General features: G+C 46.4%; 12 protein-coding genes and 1 tRNA gene. 1 reads left to right on the top strand and 12 read right to left on the bottom strand.

Features of this window, described 5'->3' with window-relative positions:
• Window positions 1-183: 183 nt before the first annotated feature.
• Window positions 184-256, bottom strand: a tRNA-Thr gene (locus tag DWX28_RS00610).
• A gap of 100 nt (window positions 257-356) precedes the next feature.
• Complete coding sequence (glgB, locus tag DWX28_RS00605; RefSeq protein ID WP_022214575.1) at window positions 357-2,648, bottom strand: 1,4-alpha-glucan branching enzyme; 2,292 nt, start codon at window positions 2,646-2,648, stop codon at window positions 357-359.
• Between the two features lie 203 nt (window positions 2,649-2,851).
• Between glgB and DWX28_RS00600 the strand changes: the two genes are divergently transcribed.
• Window positions 2,852-3,823, top strand: a complete 972-nt coding sequence (locus tag DWX28_RS00600) for a carbohydrate kinase family protein (protein WP_118251362.1) — start codon at window positions 2,852-2,854, stop codon at window positions 3,821-3,823.
• A 3-nt stretch (window positions 3,824-3,826) separates the two neighbouring features.
• On the opposite strand, the gene DWX28_RS00595 is transcribed toward DWX28_RS00600, so the two are convergent.
• The 10 genes from DWX28_RS00595 to DWX28_RS00545 all read right to left on the bottom strand — a co-directional run bounded on the left by DWX28_RS00595 (window position 3,827) and on the right by DWX28_RS00545 (window position 18,125).
• Window positions 3,827-4,141, bottom strand: a complete 315-nt coding sequence (locus tag DWX28_RS00595; protein WP_118251361.1) for a hypothetical protein — start codon at window positions 4,139-4,141, stop codon at window positions 3,827-3,829.
• A 55-nt stretch (window positions 4,142-4,196) separates the two neighbouring features.
• Complete coding sequence (locus DWX28_RS00590; RefSeq protein ID WP_118251360.1) at window positions 4,197-4,442, bottom strand: hypothetical protein; 246 nt, start codon at window positions 4,440-4,442, stop codon at window positions 4,197-4,199.
• A gap of 332 nt (window positions 4,443-4,774) precedes the next feature.
• Window positions 4,775-5,938: a phosphoglycerate dehydrogenase gene (locus tag DWX28_RS00585; protein ID WP_118251359.1), complete on the bottom strand. Its 1,164-nt coding sequence runs from the start codon at window positions 5,936-5,938 to the stop codon at window positions 4,775-4,777.
• On the bottom strand, window positions 5,938-7,020 hold the full coding sequence (gene serC, locus DWX28_RS00580; RefSeq protein WP_118251358.1) for a 3-phosphoserine/phosphohydroxythreonine transaminase: 1,083 nt from the start codon (window positions 7,018-7,020) through the stop codon (window positions 5,938-5,940). Before serC ends, DWX28_RS00585 begins: the two co-directional genes overlap by 1 nt.
• Window positions 7,004-8,695, bottom strand: coding sequence for a biosynthetic-type acetolactate synthase large subunit (ilvB, locus tag DWX28_RS00575; protein WP_118251357.1), 1,692 nt, complete (start codon window positions 8,693-8,695; stop codon window positions 7,004-7,006). The genes serC and ilvB overlap by 17 nt, the downstream gene beginning before the upstream one ends.
• Before the next feature lie 38 nt (window positions 8,696-8,733).
• Window positions 8,734-10,407, bottom strand: coding sequence for a dihydroxy-acid dehydratase (gene ilvD / locus DWX28_RS00570; RefSeq protein WP_022214568.1), 1,674 nt, complete (start codon window positions 10,405-10,407; stop codon window positions 8,734-8,736).
• 70 nt (window positions 10,408-10,477) lie between these two features.
• Window positions 10,478-11,563 carry a 3-isopropylmalate dehydrogenase gene (gene leuB, locus DWX28_RS00565; protein WP_022214567.1) on the bottom strand — a complete coding sequence of 362 codons (1,086 nt, stop codon included), beginning with the start codon at window positions 11,561-11,563 and terminating at the stop codon, window positions 10,478-10,480.
• 197 nt (window positions 11,564-11,760) lie between these two features.
• Window positions 11,761-12,066 (bottom strand): preprotein translocase subunit YajC, encoded by a 306-nt coding sequence (gene yajC / locus DWX28_RS00560; RefSeq protein WP_022214566.1) that lies wholly within the window; start codon window positions 12,064-12,066, stop codon window positions 11,761-11,763.
• Between the two features lie 106 nt (window positions 12,067-12,172).
• Window positions 12,173-13,315 carry a tRNA guanosine(34) transglycosylase Tgt gene (gene tgt, locus DWX28_RS00555; RefSeq protein WP_022214565.1) on the bottom strand — a complete coding sequence of 381 codons (1,143 nt, stop codon included), beginning with the start codon at window positions 13,313-13,315 and terminating at the stop codon, window positions 12,173-12,175.
• A gap of 583 nt (window positions 13,316-13,898) precedes the next feature.
• Complete coding sequence (locus DWX28_RS00545; RefSeq protein ID WP_022214564.1) at window positions 13,899-18,125, bottom strand: 2-hydroxyacyl-CoA dehydratase; 4,227 nt, start codon at window positions 18,123-18,125, stop codon at window positions 13,899-13,901.
• Between the last annotated feature and the right edge of the window lie 28 nt (window positions 18,126-18,153).

Genomic DNA, 18,153 nt, shown 5'->3' with positions numbered 1-18,153 from the left:
GTTCACTTCGTTCACAGCAACTGACTTTTACAAGTTAATACGTTATAAAAGCAACAAATCTTTATCTCATAATGATAACATAAATTTTCAGCAATGCAAGCACTGAAAAAGTACAAAAAAATTCTCCGCATAACACAAAAATCCGGATACCTTGTTCAAAGTATCCGGATCCTGTTAATGGCAAGCTGGAAATGAGACTCGAACTCACGACCCCTTCATTACGAGTGAAGTGCTCTACCGACTGAGCTATTCCAGCCTGTGTCTGAAACACAACCATTATTATACCTGATTTCTCAGAAAAATCAAGAACAAATTTTAATTTTTATGCTGTAACTTCATTTACAGCGAATTATTTTTTATGCTGTTTCTTTCGCTACAGTTTTTCTGGTTTTCTTTGGTGCAGTAACTGCTTCTTTTACAAGAACTTTCTTCTCCTCTTTCACTGTAGCCGCCGGTTCCTTGACAGCGGCCCTGGAAGATTTTCTGGAAACGCGAGGTTTCTTTGCCACAGGTTTTTTCTCAGTTTTCTTCACCGGGGCAGAGACTGCTTCTCTTTTCTTGGTCGGTGTGCAGGAAAATACTGTCACGCCAAGTGCAGGAACTTTGAGTTTGATGGAATACTCTCTCTCATCGCACTCATCCTGCTTGCAAGTCTTTCCTCTCGGATTTACCGTTCCCTGTCCGCCATATTCTTTGGCGTCGGTGTTGAAGATTTCTTTGTATTTGCCGAAGAACGGAACGCCTACTTTATAGTCTGTATATGGAACAGCCGCGAAGTTGCATACAACGAGAAGCGTTTCTTCCGGCTTGTCTGTCTTTCTCATGAAAGTCAGGACGTTTTCCTCATATTTCATAAGCTGGATCCATTCAAATCCATCGTACTCATCATCCTTCTGGATCAGTGCCGGATGGGTGCGGTACAGCTCATTGAGGTCATGGATAAATTTCTCCATCTCCTCTGGAAGTTCTTTGCCCGGAGCCATCATGGTACAGCCCGGATGCATCATCATATAGGCATATGCCGCACGAACCTGGCTTAATTTCTGTGCCTCATCTCCCGGAAGTTTCTCCATAAATTCAGCGAGATTTCCTGCCTCACGGTTTCCGAGCGGCAGTACATAATGCTCACAGTAAGCATAGATCATGGACAGAGTGAGCTGATCGTGGACATATTTTCTCTCGATCGGATCTTTGGAAAGGTAAGCAAGAAAATCTCCTGCCCAGTTGTTGTTCCATTTGTAGTCGAATCCGATGTTGTCATCCTCCACGCTTCCGGTGAGTTCGGACCAGAGGCCGTCCTCCTGTGCGATCGTGAGGGTTCCCGGAAGTTTCTTATCAAGGATGGAATTCAGATGTTTCAGGAATTCTACTGCTTCCAGGTTTTCATTTGTTCCGTAGATGTTCGGCTTCCATTGTCCGTATTCCCTGCCGAAATCAAGATACAGCATGGAATCTACATCGTCCAGGCGGAGTCCGTCTGCATGATAAACTTCCAGCCAGTAAAAAGCGTTTGCCAGAAGGAAATCCTTAACCATCGGGCTGTCGAAATTGTAAAGAAGAGTTCCCCAGATCGGATGGATCGCCATGGACGGATCTGGATTCTCATACAACGGTGTTCCGTCAAAAAGCTCAAGACCTCCCTCCACTCTCGGGAAATGAGACGGTGTCCAGTCAAGGATCAGACCGATCCCTGCCTTGTGAAGTTCATTGACAACCTTCTGAAAATCCTCTGGTGTGCCAAATCTTCTGGTCGGTGCATAATAAGCAAATGTGCTGTATTCTCCTGCTTCGTCATCAAGGTATTCCATGACCGGATGCAGTTCTACATGGGTATAGTTCAGTTTCTTTACAAAATCTGCGAGCTCTGTGGCATCTTTCCATTCTGTAAGAGAAGTTTCATAAATGGAGATTGGCTGTTTGCGGTCGCTGAATTTCTTACGCTCTTTCATCCAGATCTCATCTTCCCACTGGAAAGTGCTGGTATCTGTCACAACAGATGCATTTGCCGGTGGAACTTCGGTGCATGCCGCGTATGGATCGGATTTCAGCTCGATCCTGTTTCCCTTGAGTTTCAGTTCATATTTGTAGATATCTCCTGCCTTTACATCCGGGATAAAAAGCTCAAAGATACCGGACATCGGCATTCTGTGCATCGCATGGCATCTTCCGTCCCACGCATTGAAATCACCTACAACACTGACACGCATCGCGTTCGGTGCCCATACTGCAAAGCTGGTTCCCTTGACACCATTAATTTTCATCGGATGTGCACCCAGTTTCTCATACGCGTGATAATAAACACCAGCGCAGAAAGCTTTTTCCTCTGCTTCTGTGATCTGGCCGGAGAATGCATAAGGATCTGCAAATTCCTTTGTTTCTTCTCCTTTGGTGACGCGATATTTATAATCCGGGATCTTTCTTCCCGGGATCATTGCTGCGAAATAGCCTGCTTCGTCTTCCTGCTCCATTTCATATTTGCGGGAGCCGACCAGAACTTCTGTTTTATCTGCCTCCGGGAAAAATCCCTGGATCAGAACGCCGTCTGTCGTAAGACGCGGAGCCATGACATCCTTCGGGGATGCTTCCTCTCCGTAAACCACTGCTTCAATTCTCGGCCAGTCCATATATTCGTATGCTTTGCTTTCCATAACTACTGCCTCCATTCTGAGATGCTGCTGTCAAACGTTTCTGCAAATGTCATCTCTTTGATAATAGTTTATCATTTTTTCCAATAAAAATAAAGAATAGAACGAAATTTGTTTGACAAAACTGCTCTGGTACGATAAATTGAAACTAGAGTTTTTCTGATACACAGGAAACAGAATTCAGAAATCCAAGGAGGTTTTTCATTATGGAAAACAGAAAATTTGACGTAACCGCTCTCGGCGAATTACTGATCGACTTTACAGAAAACGGAAACAGTTCTCAGGGCAATCCCCTGATGGAAGCAAACCCTGGCGGTGCTCCATGTAACGTGCTCGCCATGCTGGAACGTCTTGGCAAAAAGACTGCTTTCATCGGCAAAGTCGGCAAAGACATGTTTGGTACACAGTTAAAGACTGCTGTTGAGGAAGTCGGCATTGACACCCGTAACCTTATCATGGATGAAAACTGCCACACCACACTCGCTTTCGTACATACTTATCCGGATGGTGACCGTGACTTTTCTTTCTATCGTGATCCGGGCGCAGATATGATGCTCACCAAAGAAGAAGTTCAGAAGGATCTGATCGAAGCTTCCCGTATCTTCCACTTTGGAACACTTTCTTCTACTCATGAGGGTGTACGTGAAGCTACACGCCACGCGATCGATCTTGCGAAAGAAGCCGGATGCATCATCACCTTTGACCCGAACCTGCGTCCGCCTCTCTGGAAATCTCTCGAGGATGCCCGTGCGGAGATCGAATATGGCATGTCCAAATGTGATGTATTAAAGATTTCTGACAATGAGGTAGAGTTCATGTGCGGAACCACAGATTATGACAAGGGTGCTGCCATGATCCAGGAAAAATACAACATCCCGCTCATCCTCATCACCATGGGCAAGGACGGAAGCCGCGCATACTACAAGGACATGATCGTAGAGGCAGCTCCTTTCCTCCAGGAAAACACCATCGAGACAACCGGTGCCGGAGATACCTTCTGTGCAAGCACATTAAACTATGTTCTCGATCACGGTCTTGAGAATCTCACAGAGGAAAATCTCAAAGAGCTCCTCACCTTCGCAAACGCAGCCGCATCCCTCATCACCACACGCAAAGGTGCCCTGAGAGTTATGCCGACACGTGAGGAAGTAGAGGAATTTATCGCAAGCCGTAAATAATTTTTAACATCGTTTATGTATACAAAAAAGCTCGGACAATTCTAAGAATTTCCGGGCTTCTTTCTTCTGAAGTATCTCACGCTGTTCTTGTTTCGATTTCTGCAGTGTATGACGATGCTCTTTCTTCAGATTCTGTATCTTTTTTCGGTTTTCATTATTAAGTTTCCTCTCAAGCTCCCTCAACGCTTCCTGTTTCTCTTCTTCGTAAAGTCTTCCTACCTGTGTCATATTGATCCGCCTTTTGATCCTTTCTGAATCTTCTTTTGCGATTACTTTATCTGTAAAGACCAGAAGTCCTGACAGAAGGAAAATCTGCATATGGGAAGATTCTATTCTTTTTGCCAGTTCAAAATATCTTCGGATACACTGCTGCTTAGCTGCCTTTCAAGCATGGACAAGCGGTAATATCACGAACTGCATCTGTTCTTCTTCTGAAAGCGGCTCTCCTGCCTGAATTCTGCTGGAGATATTTTCTTCGATTTACTCCATAAACGGAAAGAGTTTTCTCTTTCATCTGTTTTCCACATATCTTGGAGACAACGTCTTTGTTCTGATAGGTTATGGGATTTTTCTGTGAGTTTGTGCGTGATTTCCTGCTTGTGTTTTTCTTTCCCGGCATGCGTCCTCCTTGTTTTTCTTAATGATCTTAATAGAAAAAGCTCAGGAAAATTACGCCGTTTTGTTCTGTGGCTCTATTATACAAACTACCGCTGAATTTTTCAAGACTTCACGGACTTTTTCTATATATAATCGTAACTTTGCATGATTGTGGATTTTGCTGGCTGAACTGCCATTAGATATGATGAGATAAATAATTTAAAAGAATTGTAACACTGTCATCCAGATAATACAAGCTGTTTTCATCGACAAAAATCCCCACAGTTTTCGCCATGGGGATTTGTAAAAGCCACAGGGATAGAAAAAAGGCCACTTTTCTCCGTCCCCACTGGTCTATTTGATCACGCGCACCTTAGACACGCCTTCGATTGCTCTGAGTTCATCCAGAGCTTCTTTGGATGCTGCGCTTTCCAGGTCGATGATGGTGTATGCATATCCACCACGGCTCTTGTTGGTCATATCCGCGATGTTCAGTCCCTCACTACCAAGGATCTTGGTGAACTGGCTGATCATGTTCGGGATGTTCTTGTGAGCGATGGTGATACGTCCAACTGCCACGCAGGTTCCCATGTCGCAGTTCGGGAAGTTTACGGAGTTTTTGATATTTCCGTTTTCGAGGAAATCTCTGACTTCTTTGACTGCCATAACTGCACAGTTTTCTTCAGATTCCTCTGTGGATGCACCAAGATGTGGTGTTACAAGGATTCCCGGTCTGCCTGCTACAGTTGCATTTGCAAAGTCAGTAACATATTTCTTTACCTTTCCGCTGTCAAGAGCTTCTACAAGGGCTTCCTCGTCAACGAGAAGGTCTCTTGCGAAGTTCAGAAGAACGACACCGTCTTTCATCTTTGTGAAAGCTTCTTTGTCGATCATCTTGCGTGTGTTGTCTGTAAGCGGTACATGGATGGTGATGTAGTCGCACTGGCTGTAGATCTCATCCAGGGATTTGCTGTGTTTGATGGTTCTGGAAAGGTTCCATGCTGCATCGATGGAGATGAATGGGTCATATCCGTAAACTTCCATTCCCAGATGTGTTGCAGAGTTCGCAACCATGGCTCCGATCGCACCAAGACCGATAATACCAAGCTTCTTACCGCTGATCTCACATCCTGCAAACTGTTTTTTCTGTTTCTCAGCCAGTTTGTCGATATGTTCTTTGTCTTCTTCGTGTGCTACCCACTCGATACCACCAACGATATCACGGGAAGCAAGGAGCATTCCTGCAAGAACAAGCTCCTTAACACCGTTTGCGTTTGCACCTGGTGTGTTGAATACTACGATACCTTTTTCTGCGCATACATCAACCGGGATGTTGTTGACACCTGCACCTGCACGGGCAATGACTTTGACATTTTCCGGAAGTTCCATGTCATGCATCTTGGCACTTCTTACCAGGACTGCATCGGCATCGTTCATTTCTTCTGTCTGTTTGTAATCATCTCCAAACAGGCCGAGACCTGTCTGGGAGATTGGATTGAGGCATTTATACTGGAACATTATGCATTTTCCTCCTCGAATTTTTTCATGAATGCAACAAGGGCTTCTACGCCTTCTTTTGGCATTGCATTGTAGATACTTGCACGCATACCGCCTACAGTTCTGTGTCCTTTGAGGTTTACAAGACCTGCTGCCTTTGCTTCTTTGACGAATTTAGCATCCATGTCTTTGTCACCTGTAACGAAAGGAACATTCATCAGAGAACGGGAAGCCGGCTCTACTGTGCCTTTGAAGAGTTTGCTCTGATCCAGGAAATCATAGAGGATCTTGGCTTTCTCGATGTTTCTTCTCTGCATTTCCTCCAGTCCGCCCATAGCTTTGAGCCATTTGAAGACTTTGCCGCATACATAGATGCAGTAAGCGTTCGGTGTGTTGTACAGGGAACCTGCATCTGCATGTGTCTTATATGTAAGCATGGTTGGTGTTCCCGGAAGGACATCCTCTGTGATGAGGTCTTCGCGGATGATGACGATTACCATACCTGCAGGTCCGATATTTTTCTGGACACCACCGTAGATGATGCCGTATTTGGTTACATCTACAGGCTCAGATAAGAAGCAGGAAGAAACGTCTGCTACCAGAGTTTTTCCCTTTGTATTCGGAAGAGTTTTGAATTTTGTTCCGTAAATTGTATTATTTTCACAAATGTATACATAATCTGCATCCGGGCTGATCGGAAGATCGCTGCAGTCCGGGATATAAGAGAAGGTTTTGTCTTCGGAAGAGGCGATCTTGTTTACCTTTCCGTATTTCTGTGCTTCCTGATATGCTTTTTTTGCCCACTGACCGGTAACAATATAGTCAGCTACTCCGTTTTTCATAAGGTTCATCGGAATCATGGCAAACTGCTGAGAAGCACCACCCTGAAGGAATAATACCTTGTAGTTATCCGGGATGTTCATCAGGTCTCTGAGATCCTGCTCTGCATCATCGATGATCTTCTGGAATTCAGGACTTCTGTGGCTCATCTCCATTACGGACATGCCTGTTCCCTGATAATCCATCATCTCATCTGCTACTTCTTTCAGCACAGGTTCCGGCAGTACGGCCGGTCCTGCAGAAAAATTATACACTCTGCTCATTGTTCTTCATATCCTCCTCGTCAAAAACTTCATTCAGACTTGCGCCTGCCGGTACCATCGGGAACACGCTGAGATCCTGATCGATCCAGCAGTCCAGTACTACAGGTCCGTCTGTTGCGAGAGCCTCGCGGATCGCCGGCTCTACTTCTTCCATCTTCGTAACACGGATTGCTTTCGCTCCCATGCCCTCAGATATTTTCACAAAATCCACGGCATCGTCAAGGACGGTGTGTGAATATCTGTGTTCATAGAATAAGGTCTGCCACTGACGTACCATACCCAGTACATGATTGTTCATGACAATCTGTAAAAGCTGTTTATGGCAGCGTACTGCTGTCGCGATCTCATTCATGTTCATTCGGAAACAGCCGTCTCCAGCGATGTTGACAACTGTTTTGTCCGGTCTTCCCATCTTGGCACCGATTGCAGCTCCAAGTCCGTATCCCATCGTTCCGAGACCACCGGAAGTCAGGAAGGTACGAGGTTCTTTGTACTTGAAGTACTGTGCGGCCCACATCTGGTGCTGACCGACATCTGTTGAGATAATTGCATCTCCACCTGTGATTTCGTAGAGTTTCTCTATAATGTATGGTCCTGTGAGCTGGGAATGATCATAACTCAGAGGATATTTGGCTTTCATCTCCTGAATATGCTCGATCCACTCCGGATGCTGTTTTTCCGGAATCATTTCCAGAAGTCTGCGGAGAACTTCTCTTACATCTCCGATTACAGACGCATCTACCACAACATTCTTGTTAATTTCTGCCGCATCGACATCGATCTGCAGGATCTTTGCCTGTTTTGCAAAGGTCTTGGCATTTCCTGTGACACGGTCACTGAAACGTGCACCCAGAACGATCAGAAGGTCGCACTGTGTCACGCCAAGGTCGGAAGTCTTGGTTCCATGCATGCCAAGCATTCCTGTATACAGAGGATCTTCTCCGGAAAAAGCGCCCTTGCCCATAAGGCTATCGCAGACCGGAGCCTGGATCTTATGTGCCAGTTCGCTGATCTCCTTGGAAGCTCCGGAGATCACACATCCGCCGCCGACAAAAATATACGGCTTCTTTGCTTCCTCGATCATCTGTGCAGCAGTTTCCAGATCTTCTCTGCGGATCGTCTCAGTCTCACGGTTGATCGTAGCCGGACGGCGCAGGGAATATTCATAAGTTGCTGCTGTTACATCTTTGGTCACATCCACCAGTACCGGTCCCGGACGTCCGCTCTTGGCAATATAAAATGCCTTGCGGAGTGTGTCTGCCAGCATGGAGATGTCTTTTACGATAAAACTGTGTTTTGTGACCGGCATTACAATACCGGCAATATCAACTTCCTGGAAAGAATCTCTTCCGAGAAGTGGTTTGCCTACGTTAGCGGTGATCGCTACGACTGGAACAGAATCCATGTATGCGGTCGCGATACCGGTAACCAGGTTTGTAGCTCCAGGCCCGGAGGTTGCCAGGCACACTCCGACTTTGCCTGTAGCACGGGCATAACCGTCTGCCGCATGAGATGCACCCTGTTCATGAGAAGTCAGAACGTGGTGGATCTCATCACTGTGTTTATAAAGAGCATCATAGACATTGAGGATCGCGCCTCCCGGATAACCGAAAACAGTATCTACTTTCTGTTCCTTAAGGCACTCAATGATGATCTCTGCACCTGTAAGCTGCATTGTGTTTCCTCCTGTGTATATAAAATGAATGATTTCAGTTATTTTGCTTTCGGCACTTCAAGGATCGCTCCTCTGTTGCCTGAGGTAACCATTGCAGCATATCTTGCAAGATATCCGGTTGTGACTCTTGGTTCACGTGGCTGCCATTTTGCTTTTCTTGCTGCCATCTCTTCATCAGATACTTTGACTTCCAGTTTGAGTTCCGGAATGTTGATGCTGATGATGTCGCCTTCTTCGATCAAGGCGATTGGTCCACCTACGGCTGCCTCCGGTGAAACATGTCCGATGGAAGCTCCACGGGATGCACCACTGAAACGTCCGTCTGTGATAAGAGCTACAGAAGATCCAAGTCCCATACCTGCGATCGCAGATGTCGGATTCAGCATCTCTCTCATTCCAGGACCGCCTTTTGGTCCTTCATAACGGATGACTACAACGTCTCCGGCTACGATCTTGCCGCCTTTGATCGCTGCGATCGCATCTTCTTCGCAGTCAAAGACTCTTGCCGGTCCTTCGTGTACCATCATTTCTTCTACGACTGCGGAACGTTTTACGACACCGCCGTCAGGAGCGATATTTCCTTTGAGGACTGCAAGTCCACCGGTCTGGCTGTATGGATTGTCGATCGGGCGGATAACTTCAGGATTGAGGTTTACACAGTCTTTGATATTTTCGCCTACTGTTTTGCCTGTTACTGTCATGCATTCTGTATGGAGAAGTCCTTTTTTGTTCAGCTCGTTCATGACTGCGTAAACACCGCCGGCTTCATTGAGATCTTCCATGTAAGTCGGGCCTGCCGGTGCAAGGTGGCAGAGGTTCGGTGTCTTTGCACTGATCTCGTTTGCGAAACTGATATCAAAGTCCATTCCCACTTCATGAGCGATCGCCGGAAGATGAAGCATACTGTTGGTAGAACATCCAAGTGCCATATCTACCGTCAGGGCATTCAGGATTGCTTCCTTTGTCATGATGTCTCTCGGACGGATGTTTCTGCGGTACATTTCCATAACCTGCATACCTGCATGTTTTGCAAGACGGATACGTTCGGAATATACTGCCGGAATGGTTCCGTTTCCACGAAGTCCCATACCAAGAACCTCAGTCAGACAGTTCATGGAGTTTGCAGTGTACATACCGGAACAGGATCCACATGTAGGACATGTTTTGTTCTCGAATTCTGTCAGTTCGTCTTCTGTGATCTTGCCTGCTGCATAAGATCCAACAGCTTCGAACATACTGGAAAGGCTTGTCTTGTGTCCGTGGATATGACCTGCCATCATCGGACCGCCGCTTACGAATACAGTCGGAACGTTGATCCTGGCTGCTGCCATCAGAAGTCCAGGTACGTTTTTGTCACAGTTCGGAACCATAACAAGGGCATCAAACTGATGAGCCATTGCCATTGCCTCTGTAGAGTCTGCAATCAGATCTCTTGTTACCAGAGAGTATTTCATTCCGATGTGTCCCATTGCGATACCGTCACAGACAGCGATCGCCGGGAATACGATCGGTGTACCGCCAGCCATTGCAACCCCCTGTTTTACGGCTGCTACGATCTTGTCAAGGTTCATATGGCCAGGTACGATCTCATTGTAGGAACTTACGATTCCGACTAACGGACGTTCCATCTCTTCTTTTGTTAATCCAAGGGCATTAAACAGGGAACGGTGAGGTGCCTGCTGTGAGCCTGTTTTTACTGAATCACTTCTCATTTTATTATCTCCTCTTTATTCAATCTATACGATACCTACGGATTGTTCTGTGCATAGCACTCCTGGTATCTTACACCGCTGCTGCGATCAGATCTCCCATTTCTTTTGTTCCGACAGCTTTGCATCCTTCGGACATGATGTCACCTGTACGGTATCCGTCTGTCAGGACTTTCTGTACAGCTGCCTCTACTGCGTCTGCCTCTTCGTCAAGGTTGAGTGAGTAACGGAGCAGCATTGCTGCGGAAAGGATCGTTGCGATCGGGTTTGCTTTATTCTGTCCTGCGATATCCGGTGCGGATCCGTGGCTTGGCTCATACAGACCAAATTTGGTCTCATTGAGGCTTGCAGAAGAAAGCATTCCGATGGAACCTGTCACCATACTTGCCTCATCAGATAAAATATCGCCAAACATGTTCTCTGTCAGGATAACGTCGAACTGTGCCGGATCATGTACAAGCTGCATTGCACAGTTGTCAACCAGCATATGCTCCAGAGTTACTTCCGGGTAATCCTTTGCAACTTCTTCTACGACTTTTCTCCAGAGTCTGGAAGAATCCAGAACGTTTGCCTTGTCTACGCTTGTGACTTTCTTTCTTCTCTTCATTGCGATGTCAAAGGCTTTGATCGCGATACGGCGGATCTCATTTTCATTGTAGGAAAGTGTATCGATTGCTTTCTTTACACCGTCTTCTTCAATGGTCTTTCTTTCGCCGAAGTAAAGACCGCCGGTCAGCTCACGGACGATGATCATGTCAAATCCGTTGTCTCCGATCACTTCTTTTTTGATCGGGCAGGCTTCTTCGAGTTCTTTGTAAAGGTATGCCGGACGAAGGTTTGCAAAAAGGTTCAGTGCTTTACGGATAGCAAGGAGTCCTGCTTCCGGACGTTTGGACGGCTCCAGTTTGTACCATGGGGATGTCTTTGCATCACCGCCGATAGAGCCCATCAGAACTGCGTCAGAGGCTTTGGCTGTAGCAATTGCCTCATCTGTAAGCGGTACGCCGTGGACATCAATAGATGCGCCTCCAAGCAGTACCTCTGAATAAGTAAAGGTGTGGTTGTATTTCTCACATACTTTATCGAGAACTTTTTTGGCTTCACTGACAATTTCCGGTCCGATTCCATCTCCTGGAATCAATGCAATCTTGTATTCCATCTTTTCATTTCCTCTCTCTGCATCACACGAATCTTGCGCAGAGTCCTTTCCTCATGGATATTGTTATTATAATAACGCACTTTCTGGCACTTTTCAACCCTTTACTACGTAAAAGTTAGAACGTGTTATAAAAGTAAACGATTTTTATAAAAAAAGAAGTGCCGCATCTGACGCAGCACTTACTTTCTTATTTGCAGTTATGCGGATGCCTGTTCTGCCTTCTCCACCTCTGCAATAGCCTGTTTTCTCATTGGGATACGGCAGTTCTTGTTATTGCCGAATTCTACAATCACATCTTCTTCTGTCATGTCGATGATCACTCCATAGAAGCCGCTTGTGGTAACGATACTGTCACCGACTTCCATGCTGTTGAGCATTGCCTGAAGTCTCTTCTGCTCTTTCTTCTGAGGACGGATCATCAGGAAATACATTACTCCAAAGATAACAACCATCCATAAAATCATCATACCCATGCTTGCGGTACTGCTTGCTGTGCTGCTCATTTATGATTCCTCCTGTTCTAACTTACATTCCTGCTATTCAGGAACACTACACACTATCATACACAAAAAAGCCTTTTACTTCAAGTATTTTTCTGCATTTTGTGTGTTATTTCTGTTCTCCTGCTGCAAATCCTTCCAGACGCATTTTTTTGTAATCAGCAAATCTGCCTTCATCCAGTGCATCGCGGATTTCTTCCATCATATGATTATAGAAGTACAGGTTGTGCAGAACGCAGAGACGCATTCCAAGCATTTCTTTTGCCTTGAGAAGATGGCGGATATAGGCTCTGCTGTAATGGCGGCATGCCGGACAGCCGCAGCCCTCCTCGATCGGACGGGTATCCAGTTCATACTTTGCATTGAACATATTCATCTTGCCGTGGTTGGTGTATACATGACCATGACGACCGTTACGGCTCGGATATACGCAGTCAAAGAAATCAATTCCTCTCTCTACGCCCTCAAGAATATTCGCCGGTGTTCCGACACCCATAAGGTAAGTCGGCTTATCCTGTGGAAGATATGGTACAACAGCATCAAGGATGCGGTACATCTCTTCATGGGTCTCGCCTACGGCAAGTCCGCCAACTGCATAGCCGTCCAGATTCATTTTGGAAATTTCTTTGGCGTGTTCGATACGGATATCTTCATATACGGCTCCCTGGTTGATTCCAAACAGTAACTGTTCTTTATTGATAGTATCCGGCAGGCTGTTGAGACGGTCCATTTCTTTCTTGCATCGTGCAAGCCAGCGGGTGGTTCGCTCTACAGACTGCTGTACATAGTCTCTGTCTGCCACGCTGCTCGGACATTCGTCGAATGCCATTGCGATCGTAGAAGCAAGGTTGGACTGAATCTGCATACTCTCTTCCGGTCCCATGAAGATTTTGTGTCCGTCAATATGTGACTGGAAATGTACGCCTTCTTCTTTGATCTTGCGGAGTTTTGCAAGGGAAAAGACCTGGAATCCGCCGGAATCCGTCAGGATCGGACGCTCCCAGTTCATAAATTTATGGAGTCCGCCAAGCTGCTTCACGATCTTGTCACCAGGACGTACATGGAGATGATAAGTATTGGAAAGCTCCACCTGTGTTCCGATCTCATAAAGATCCTGCGTAGAAACAGCTCCCTTGATCGCCCCGATCGTACCCACATTCATAAACACCGGAGTCTGGATCGTACCATGCACAGTCTCAAACTGAGCCCTCTTCGCACGCCCCTCCGTTTTCATTAATGTATATTTTGCCATTTTTGTTCCTCTTTCTGTATGATTTGCATTTGATTTTAAGTATACCAGACAGAAGGAAAATGGTAAAGGGGAATGTTTGGATGGGTGGATGGTATGTATGTTACGGAGATGAGGTGTGCGGGGTGGGGCGAGGTTCGAGGGTTCTGAGGTACTAAGGAAGCTGTGATTTTGCTAAAAACGGGAATAAAATTGTCAAACTCGCTACGCTCAAACAGTGACAATTTTATTCCCAACGCAAACTCCCACCTCCCAAGCACCTCAACGAACCCTCTCAAGCTCACCCCACCCCGCACACCTCATCTCCTCCGCTATCCCACACCGCACCAAACTGAAGGTAGAAAGAAAAAAAGTTCAAGACATAACTCTTTTCCAACCAAAAATGAGAGACCATCGCAGCCATAGGCTGCGTGCTCTCCCATTTTTTATTAACTTTATTCAAACCAACACCCAGGGCGACGCGCGCGACACGCGCACGCCCGTCCCCACGCCAAAACCGCGTGGCCAAGGAGGGGGTTCTTAGGGGGAGCTTCGGCCTTCGCAGACTCTGAGATGCTCCCCCTAAGGGTTTTCTTTTTTCCAAAAACTAATTTTTATTCAAATTTTTAACAGCCGTAGAAAGCATCAATTTTATACGATTCAGCTGGTTAACTTCACTCGCACCCGGATCATAATCAATTGCCACAATATTAGCCTCCGGATGCTCCCTCCGGATCTCCTTGATAACACCTTTACCCACAATATGGTTCGGCAGACATGCAAACGGCTGGATACATACGATGTTCGGTACACCGCCATGGATCAGTTCCATCATCTCGCCGGTCAGGAACCATCCTTCACCGGTCTGGTTTCCAGGAGAAACGATCGGTTCTGCCATCTTTGCCAGATCTGCAATATCGGCAGACGGAGTAAAATGGCGGCTCTGTGCCAGAGCTTCATTCATAGGTTTACGCAGCCATTCAATTGCCTTGATTCCCCAGTTTGCGATCGTTGCTTTATTTTTCTTGAATCCAAGGAACTCACATTTGAAGTTCTGGTTGTAGAAACAATAATTGATAAAGTCGATCAGATCCGGGCAGACTGCCTCGGCACCTTCTGCTTCCAGAAGTTCTGCCAGATGATTGTTCGCAGCCGGAAGGAACTTGACAAGGATCTCACCAACAATACCAACTCTCGGCTTCTTCTCACCGGTGATCGGGATCATATCAAACTCATGTACCATCTCATGGCACATCTTCTTGAACTGGCTGTGGCTGACACTGCTTCCCGTCAGGAAGGAGATCACCCTCTGCTCCCAGATCTTATGCTTACGGTTGACGATTCCCTCTTCCACCTCATACGGACGCATGCGGTAAACGCATTTCATCAGGATATCTCCAAACACTGCACCATAGCATACTCGCTTGATCAGTGGAAGCGTCAGCTTGAATCCCGGATTGCTTTCCAGACCACTTAAGTTGATGGAAATAACCGGAACCTGCTCCATGCCGGTCTTCTTGAGTGCACGGCGGATAAATGCGATATAGTTGGACGCACGGCATCCACCACCTGTCTGAGACATGATGACAGCCGTTTTGTTCAGGTCATACTTGCCGGAAAGAAGCGCATCCATAACCTGTCCGACTACCATCAGAGACGGATAGCAGGCATCATTATTTACATATTTCAGTCCCACATCGACTGCATGCTTATTATCATTCGGAAGGACTTCCAGATGATATCCACAGGTATTAAATGCAGCCTGCAGGATTCCGAAATGGAACGGTGACATCTGCGGGCAGAGGATCGTATAATCCTTACGCATCTGCTTGGTAAATACAACCTTCTCGATAGAAGACGGTTTGATCTCACGCTCTTTATGCTGTGCATCTTTTGCACGGAGTGCTGCCAGCAGGGAACGTACACGGATCCTTGCCGCTCCAAGGTTATTCACCTCATCGATCTTCAGGCAGGTATAGATCTTGCCGCTGCCATCGAGGATCTCATAAACCTCATCTGTTGTAACCGCATCCAGACCACATCCAAAGGAATTGAGCTGGATCAGATCCAGATTATCCTGTTTTTTGACAAAGTTTGCTGCCGCATACAGACGGGAATGATACATCCACTGGTCATTGACACGGATTGGACGCTCTACTTCTGCAAGATGAGAAATAGAATCCTCTGTAAATACCGCAATACCATAACTGTTGATCAGATCCGGGATACCATGATGGATTTCAGGGTCGATGTGATACGGACGGCCTGCAAGGACGATTCCTCTTCGTCCGGTATCCTTAAGGTACTGAAGAGTCTCCTCGCCCTTTTTCTGCACATCTTTACGTGCCTGGGCAAGTTCTTCCCATGCCGCATGAGCTGCTGCCTTTACTTCCTCTGCCGGAATATCCTTAAATACCTGTACCAGACGGTCTGTCAGGATCGCTTCGGTCGTAAATGCCATAAACGGATTCATAAACTTGATGCTCGGATCTTTGAGCTCATCCACATTGTTCTTGATGTTTTCTGCATAAGAAGTAACGATCGGGCAGTTATAATGGTTGACTGCATCCGGGAACTCATTTCGTTCATACGGAACACAAGGATAGAAAATAAATTTCACACCTTTTTTGATCAGCCAGCTCACATGACCATGTGCCAGCTTCGCCGGATAACACTCTGATTCACTCGGGATGGACTCAATGCCAAGCTCGTAGAGCTTTCTGGTAGAAGTCGGCGAAAGCACCACTTCATATTTCAGTTTGGTAAAGAATGTATACCAGAACGGATAATTCTCAAACATGTTCAGGACACGCGGGATACCCACCTGTCCCCTGATTGCCTGATCCGGGCTTAACGGCTCATAGGAAAACAGTCTCTTGTATTTATATTCATAAAGGTTCGGCACATGATCCTTGTTTTTCTCTTTGCCGATACCTCTCTCACAGCGGTTTCCACTGATGAACTGACGGCCGCCGGTAAATTTATTGATGGTCAGACGGCAGTTATTGGTACATCCGCGGCAGTTTGCCATAGATGTTGTATATTTCAGCTCATTGATCTTGTCAATGGAAAGCATTGTTGTCTTTTTGCCCGTCTCATAACGCTCTCTCGCGATCAGAGCCGCACCAAACGCACCCATGATACCTGCGATATCCGGACGGATCGCTTCACAGCTTGCGATCTTCTCAAAGCTTCGGAGTACCGCATCATTATAAAAAGTACCACCCTGTACAACGATATGCCTGCCAAGTTCTGTCGCATCAGAAACCTTGATAACCTTGTAAAGCGCGTTCTTGATAACAGAGTACGCAAGACCTGCGGAAATATCAGATACCTCCGCGCCCTCTTTTTGCGCCTGTTTTACCTTGGAGTTCATAAATACGGTACAGCGTGTTCCAAGGTCGATTGGATGCTGTGCAAAAAGCGCTGCCTTCGCAAAATCCTGCACACTGTAGTTCAGAGATTTCGCAAAAGTCTCGATAAAGGAACCACAGCCGGAAGAACATGCCTCATTTAACTGTACGCTGTCTACGGTCTGGTTCTTGATCTTGATACACTTCATATCCTGACCACCGATGTCCAGGATACAGTCTACTTCCGGATCAAAAAATGCTGCTGCATAGTAATGAGATACAGTCTCAACCTCTCCCTCATCCAGAAGAAGCGCTGCCTTTATAAGAGCCTCACCATAACCGGTAGAGCATGCATAGGCGATATTTGCGCCTTCCGGAAGTTTGGAATAGATTTCCTGGATAGAACGGATTGCTGTCTTGAGCGGGCTTCCGTTGTTATTACTGTAGAAGGAATAAAGAAGGCTTCCATCCTCTCCTACCAGTGCAGTCTTTGTCGTGGTAGATCCGGCATCGATACCAAGATAGCAGTTACCCTTATAGCTTGCCAGATCGCCTGTTGCAACTTTGTAAGAAGACTGGCGTTTGTTAAATGCTTCGTAATCTTCCTCTGTCGCAAACAACGGCTCCATACGCTCTACTTCGAAGTCAAGCTTGATTGAATGACGCAGTCTGTCTTTAAGATCTGTCAGGGAAACCGTCACATCTTTCTTCGCATTCAGTGCAGAACCAATCGCAGCAAAAAGATGAGAATTCTCCGGAACGATCGTATGCTCATCATCCAGTTTCAGAGTTCTGATAAACGCCGTCTTGAGCTCGGAAAGGAAATGCAGAGGACCGCCAAGGAATGCTACATGACCACGAATCGGTTTACCGCAGGCAAGACCGGAAATCGTCTGGTTTACAACTGCCTGGAAAATAGATGCAGACAGGTCTTCCTTCGTTGCGCCCTCGTTGATCAGCGGCTGGATATCCGTCTTTGCAAATACACCGCAGCGGGCAGCGATCGGATAAAGTGCTTTGTAATTTTTTGCATATTCATTCAGACCGGTAGCATCTGTCTGAAGCAGGGATGCCATCTGGTCGATAAAGGAACCTGTACCTCCGGCACAGATACCGTTCATTCGCTGTTCAATGTTTCCACCCTCAAAATAGATGATCTTGGCATCCTCACCGCCAAGCTCAATCGCAACATCTGTCTGCGGTGCGATCTTCTGCAAAGAAGTAGAAACCGCGATAACCTCCTGCACGAACGGGATTTCCAGATGGTTCGCAAGTGTCAGACCACCAGAACCTGTGATCACCGGGCAGAGTGTCATCTCTCCAAGTTTTGCATGGGCTTTCTCCAACAGATCAGCCAGTGTTTCCTGGATGTTTGCAAAATGACGTTCGTAATCTGCAAACAGAAGCTGATCGTTTTCATCAAGAATCGCAATCTTTACTGTAGTAGATCCGATATCAATTCCCAATGTGTATGTATTCAATAAATCGACCTCCTCGTCATAAAACTGT

Origin of the sequence: Blautia sp. AF19-10LB (assembly GCF_003461245.1) — a bacterium.
GTDB classification, from domain to species: Bacteria; Bacillota; Clostridia; order Lachnospirales; family Lachnospiraceae; genus Blautia_A; species Blautia_A intestinihominis.
The sequence above is the reverse complement of the archived record's forward strand: the minus strand, read 5'-3'. Positions and strand labels throughout refer to the sequence as shown.

Excerpts from the sequence above, each read along its gene's own strand:
- glgB (WP_022214575.1), bottom strand. The coding sequence starts at position 2,648 with ATGGAAAGCAAAGCATACGAATATATGGACTGGCCGAGAATTGAAGCA.
- DWX28_RS00600 (WP_118251362.1), top strand. The coding sequence starts at position 2,852 with ATGGAAAACAGAAAATTTGACGTAACCGCTCTCGGCGAATTACTGATC.
- DWX28_RS00595 (WP_118251361.1), bottom strand. The coding sequence starts at position 4,141 with ATGCAGATTTTCCTTCTGTCAGGACTTCTGGTCTTTACAGATAAAGTA.
- DWX28_RS00590 (WP_118251360.1), bottom strand. The coding sequence starts at position 4,442 with ATGCCGGGAAAGAAAAACACAAGCAGGAAATCACGCACAAACTCACAG.
- DWX28_RS00585 (WP_118251359.1), bottom strand. The coding sequence starts at position 5,938 with ATGTTCCAGTATAAATGCCTCAATCCAATCTCCCAGACAGGTCTCGGC.
- serC (WP_118251358.1), bottom strand. The coding sequence starts at position 7,020 with ATGAGCAGAGTGTATAATTTTTCTGCAGGACCGGCCGTACTGCCGGAA.
- ilvB (WP_118251357.1), bottom strand. The coding sequence starts at position 8,695 with ATGCAGCTTACAGGTGCAGAGATCATCATTGAGTGCCTTAAGGAACAG.
- ilvD (WP_022214568.1), bottom strand. The coding sequence starts at position 10,407 with ATGAGAAGTGATTCAGTAAAAACAGGCTCACAGCAGGCACCTCACCGT.
- leuB (WP_022214567.1), bottom strand. The coding sequence starts at position 11,563 with ATGGAATACAAGATTGCATTGATTCCAGGAGATGGAATCGGACCGGAA.
- yajC (WP_022214566.1), bottom strand. The coding sequence starts at position 12,066 with ATGAGCAGCACAGCAAGCAGTACCGCAAGCATGGGTATGATGATTTTA.
- tgt (WP_022214565.1), bottom strand. The coding sequence starts at position 13,315 with ATGGCAAAATATACATTAATGAAAACGGAGGGGCGTGCGAAGAGGGCT.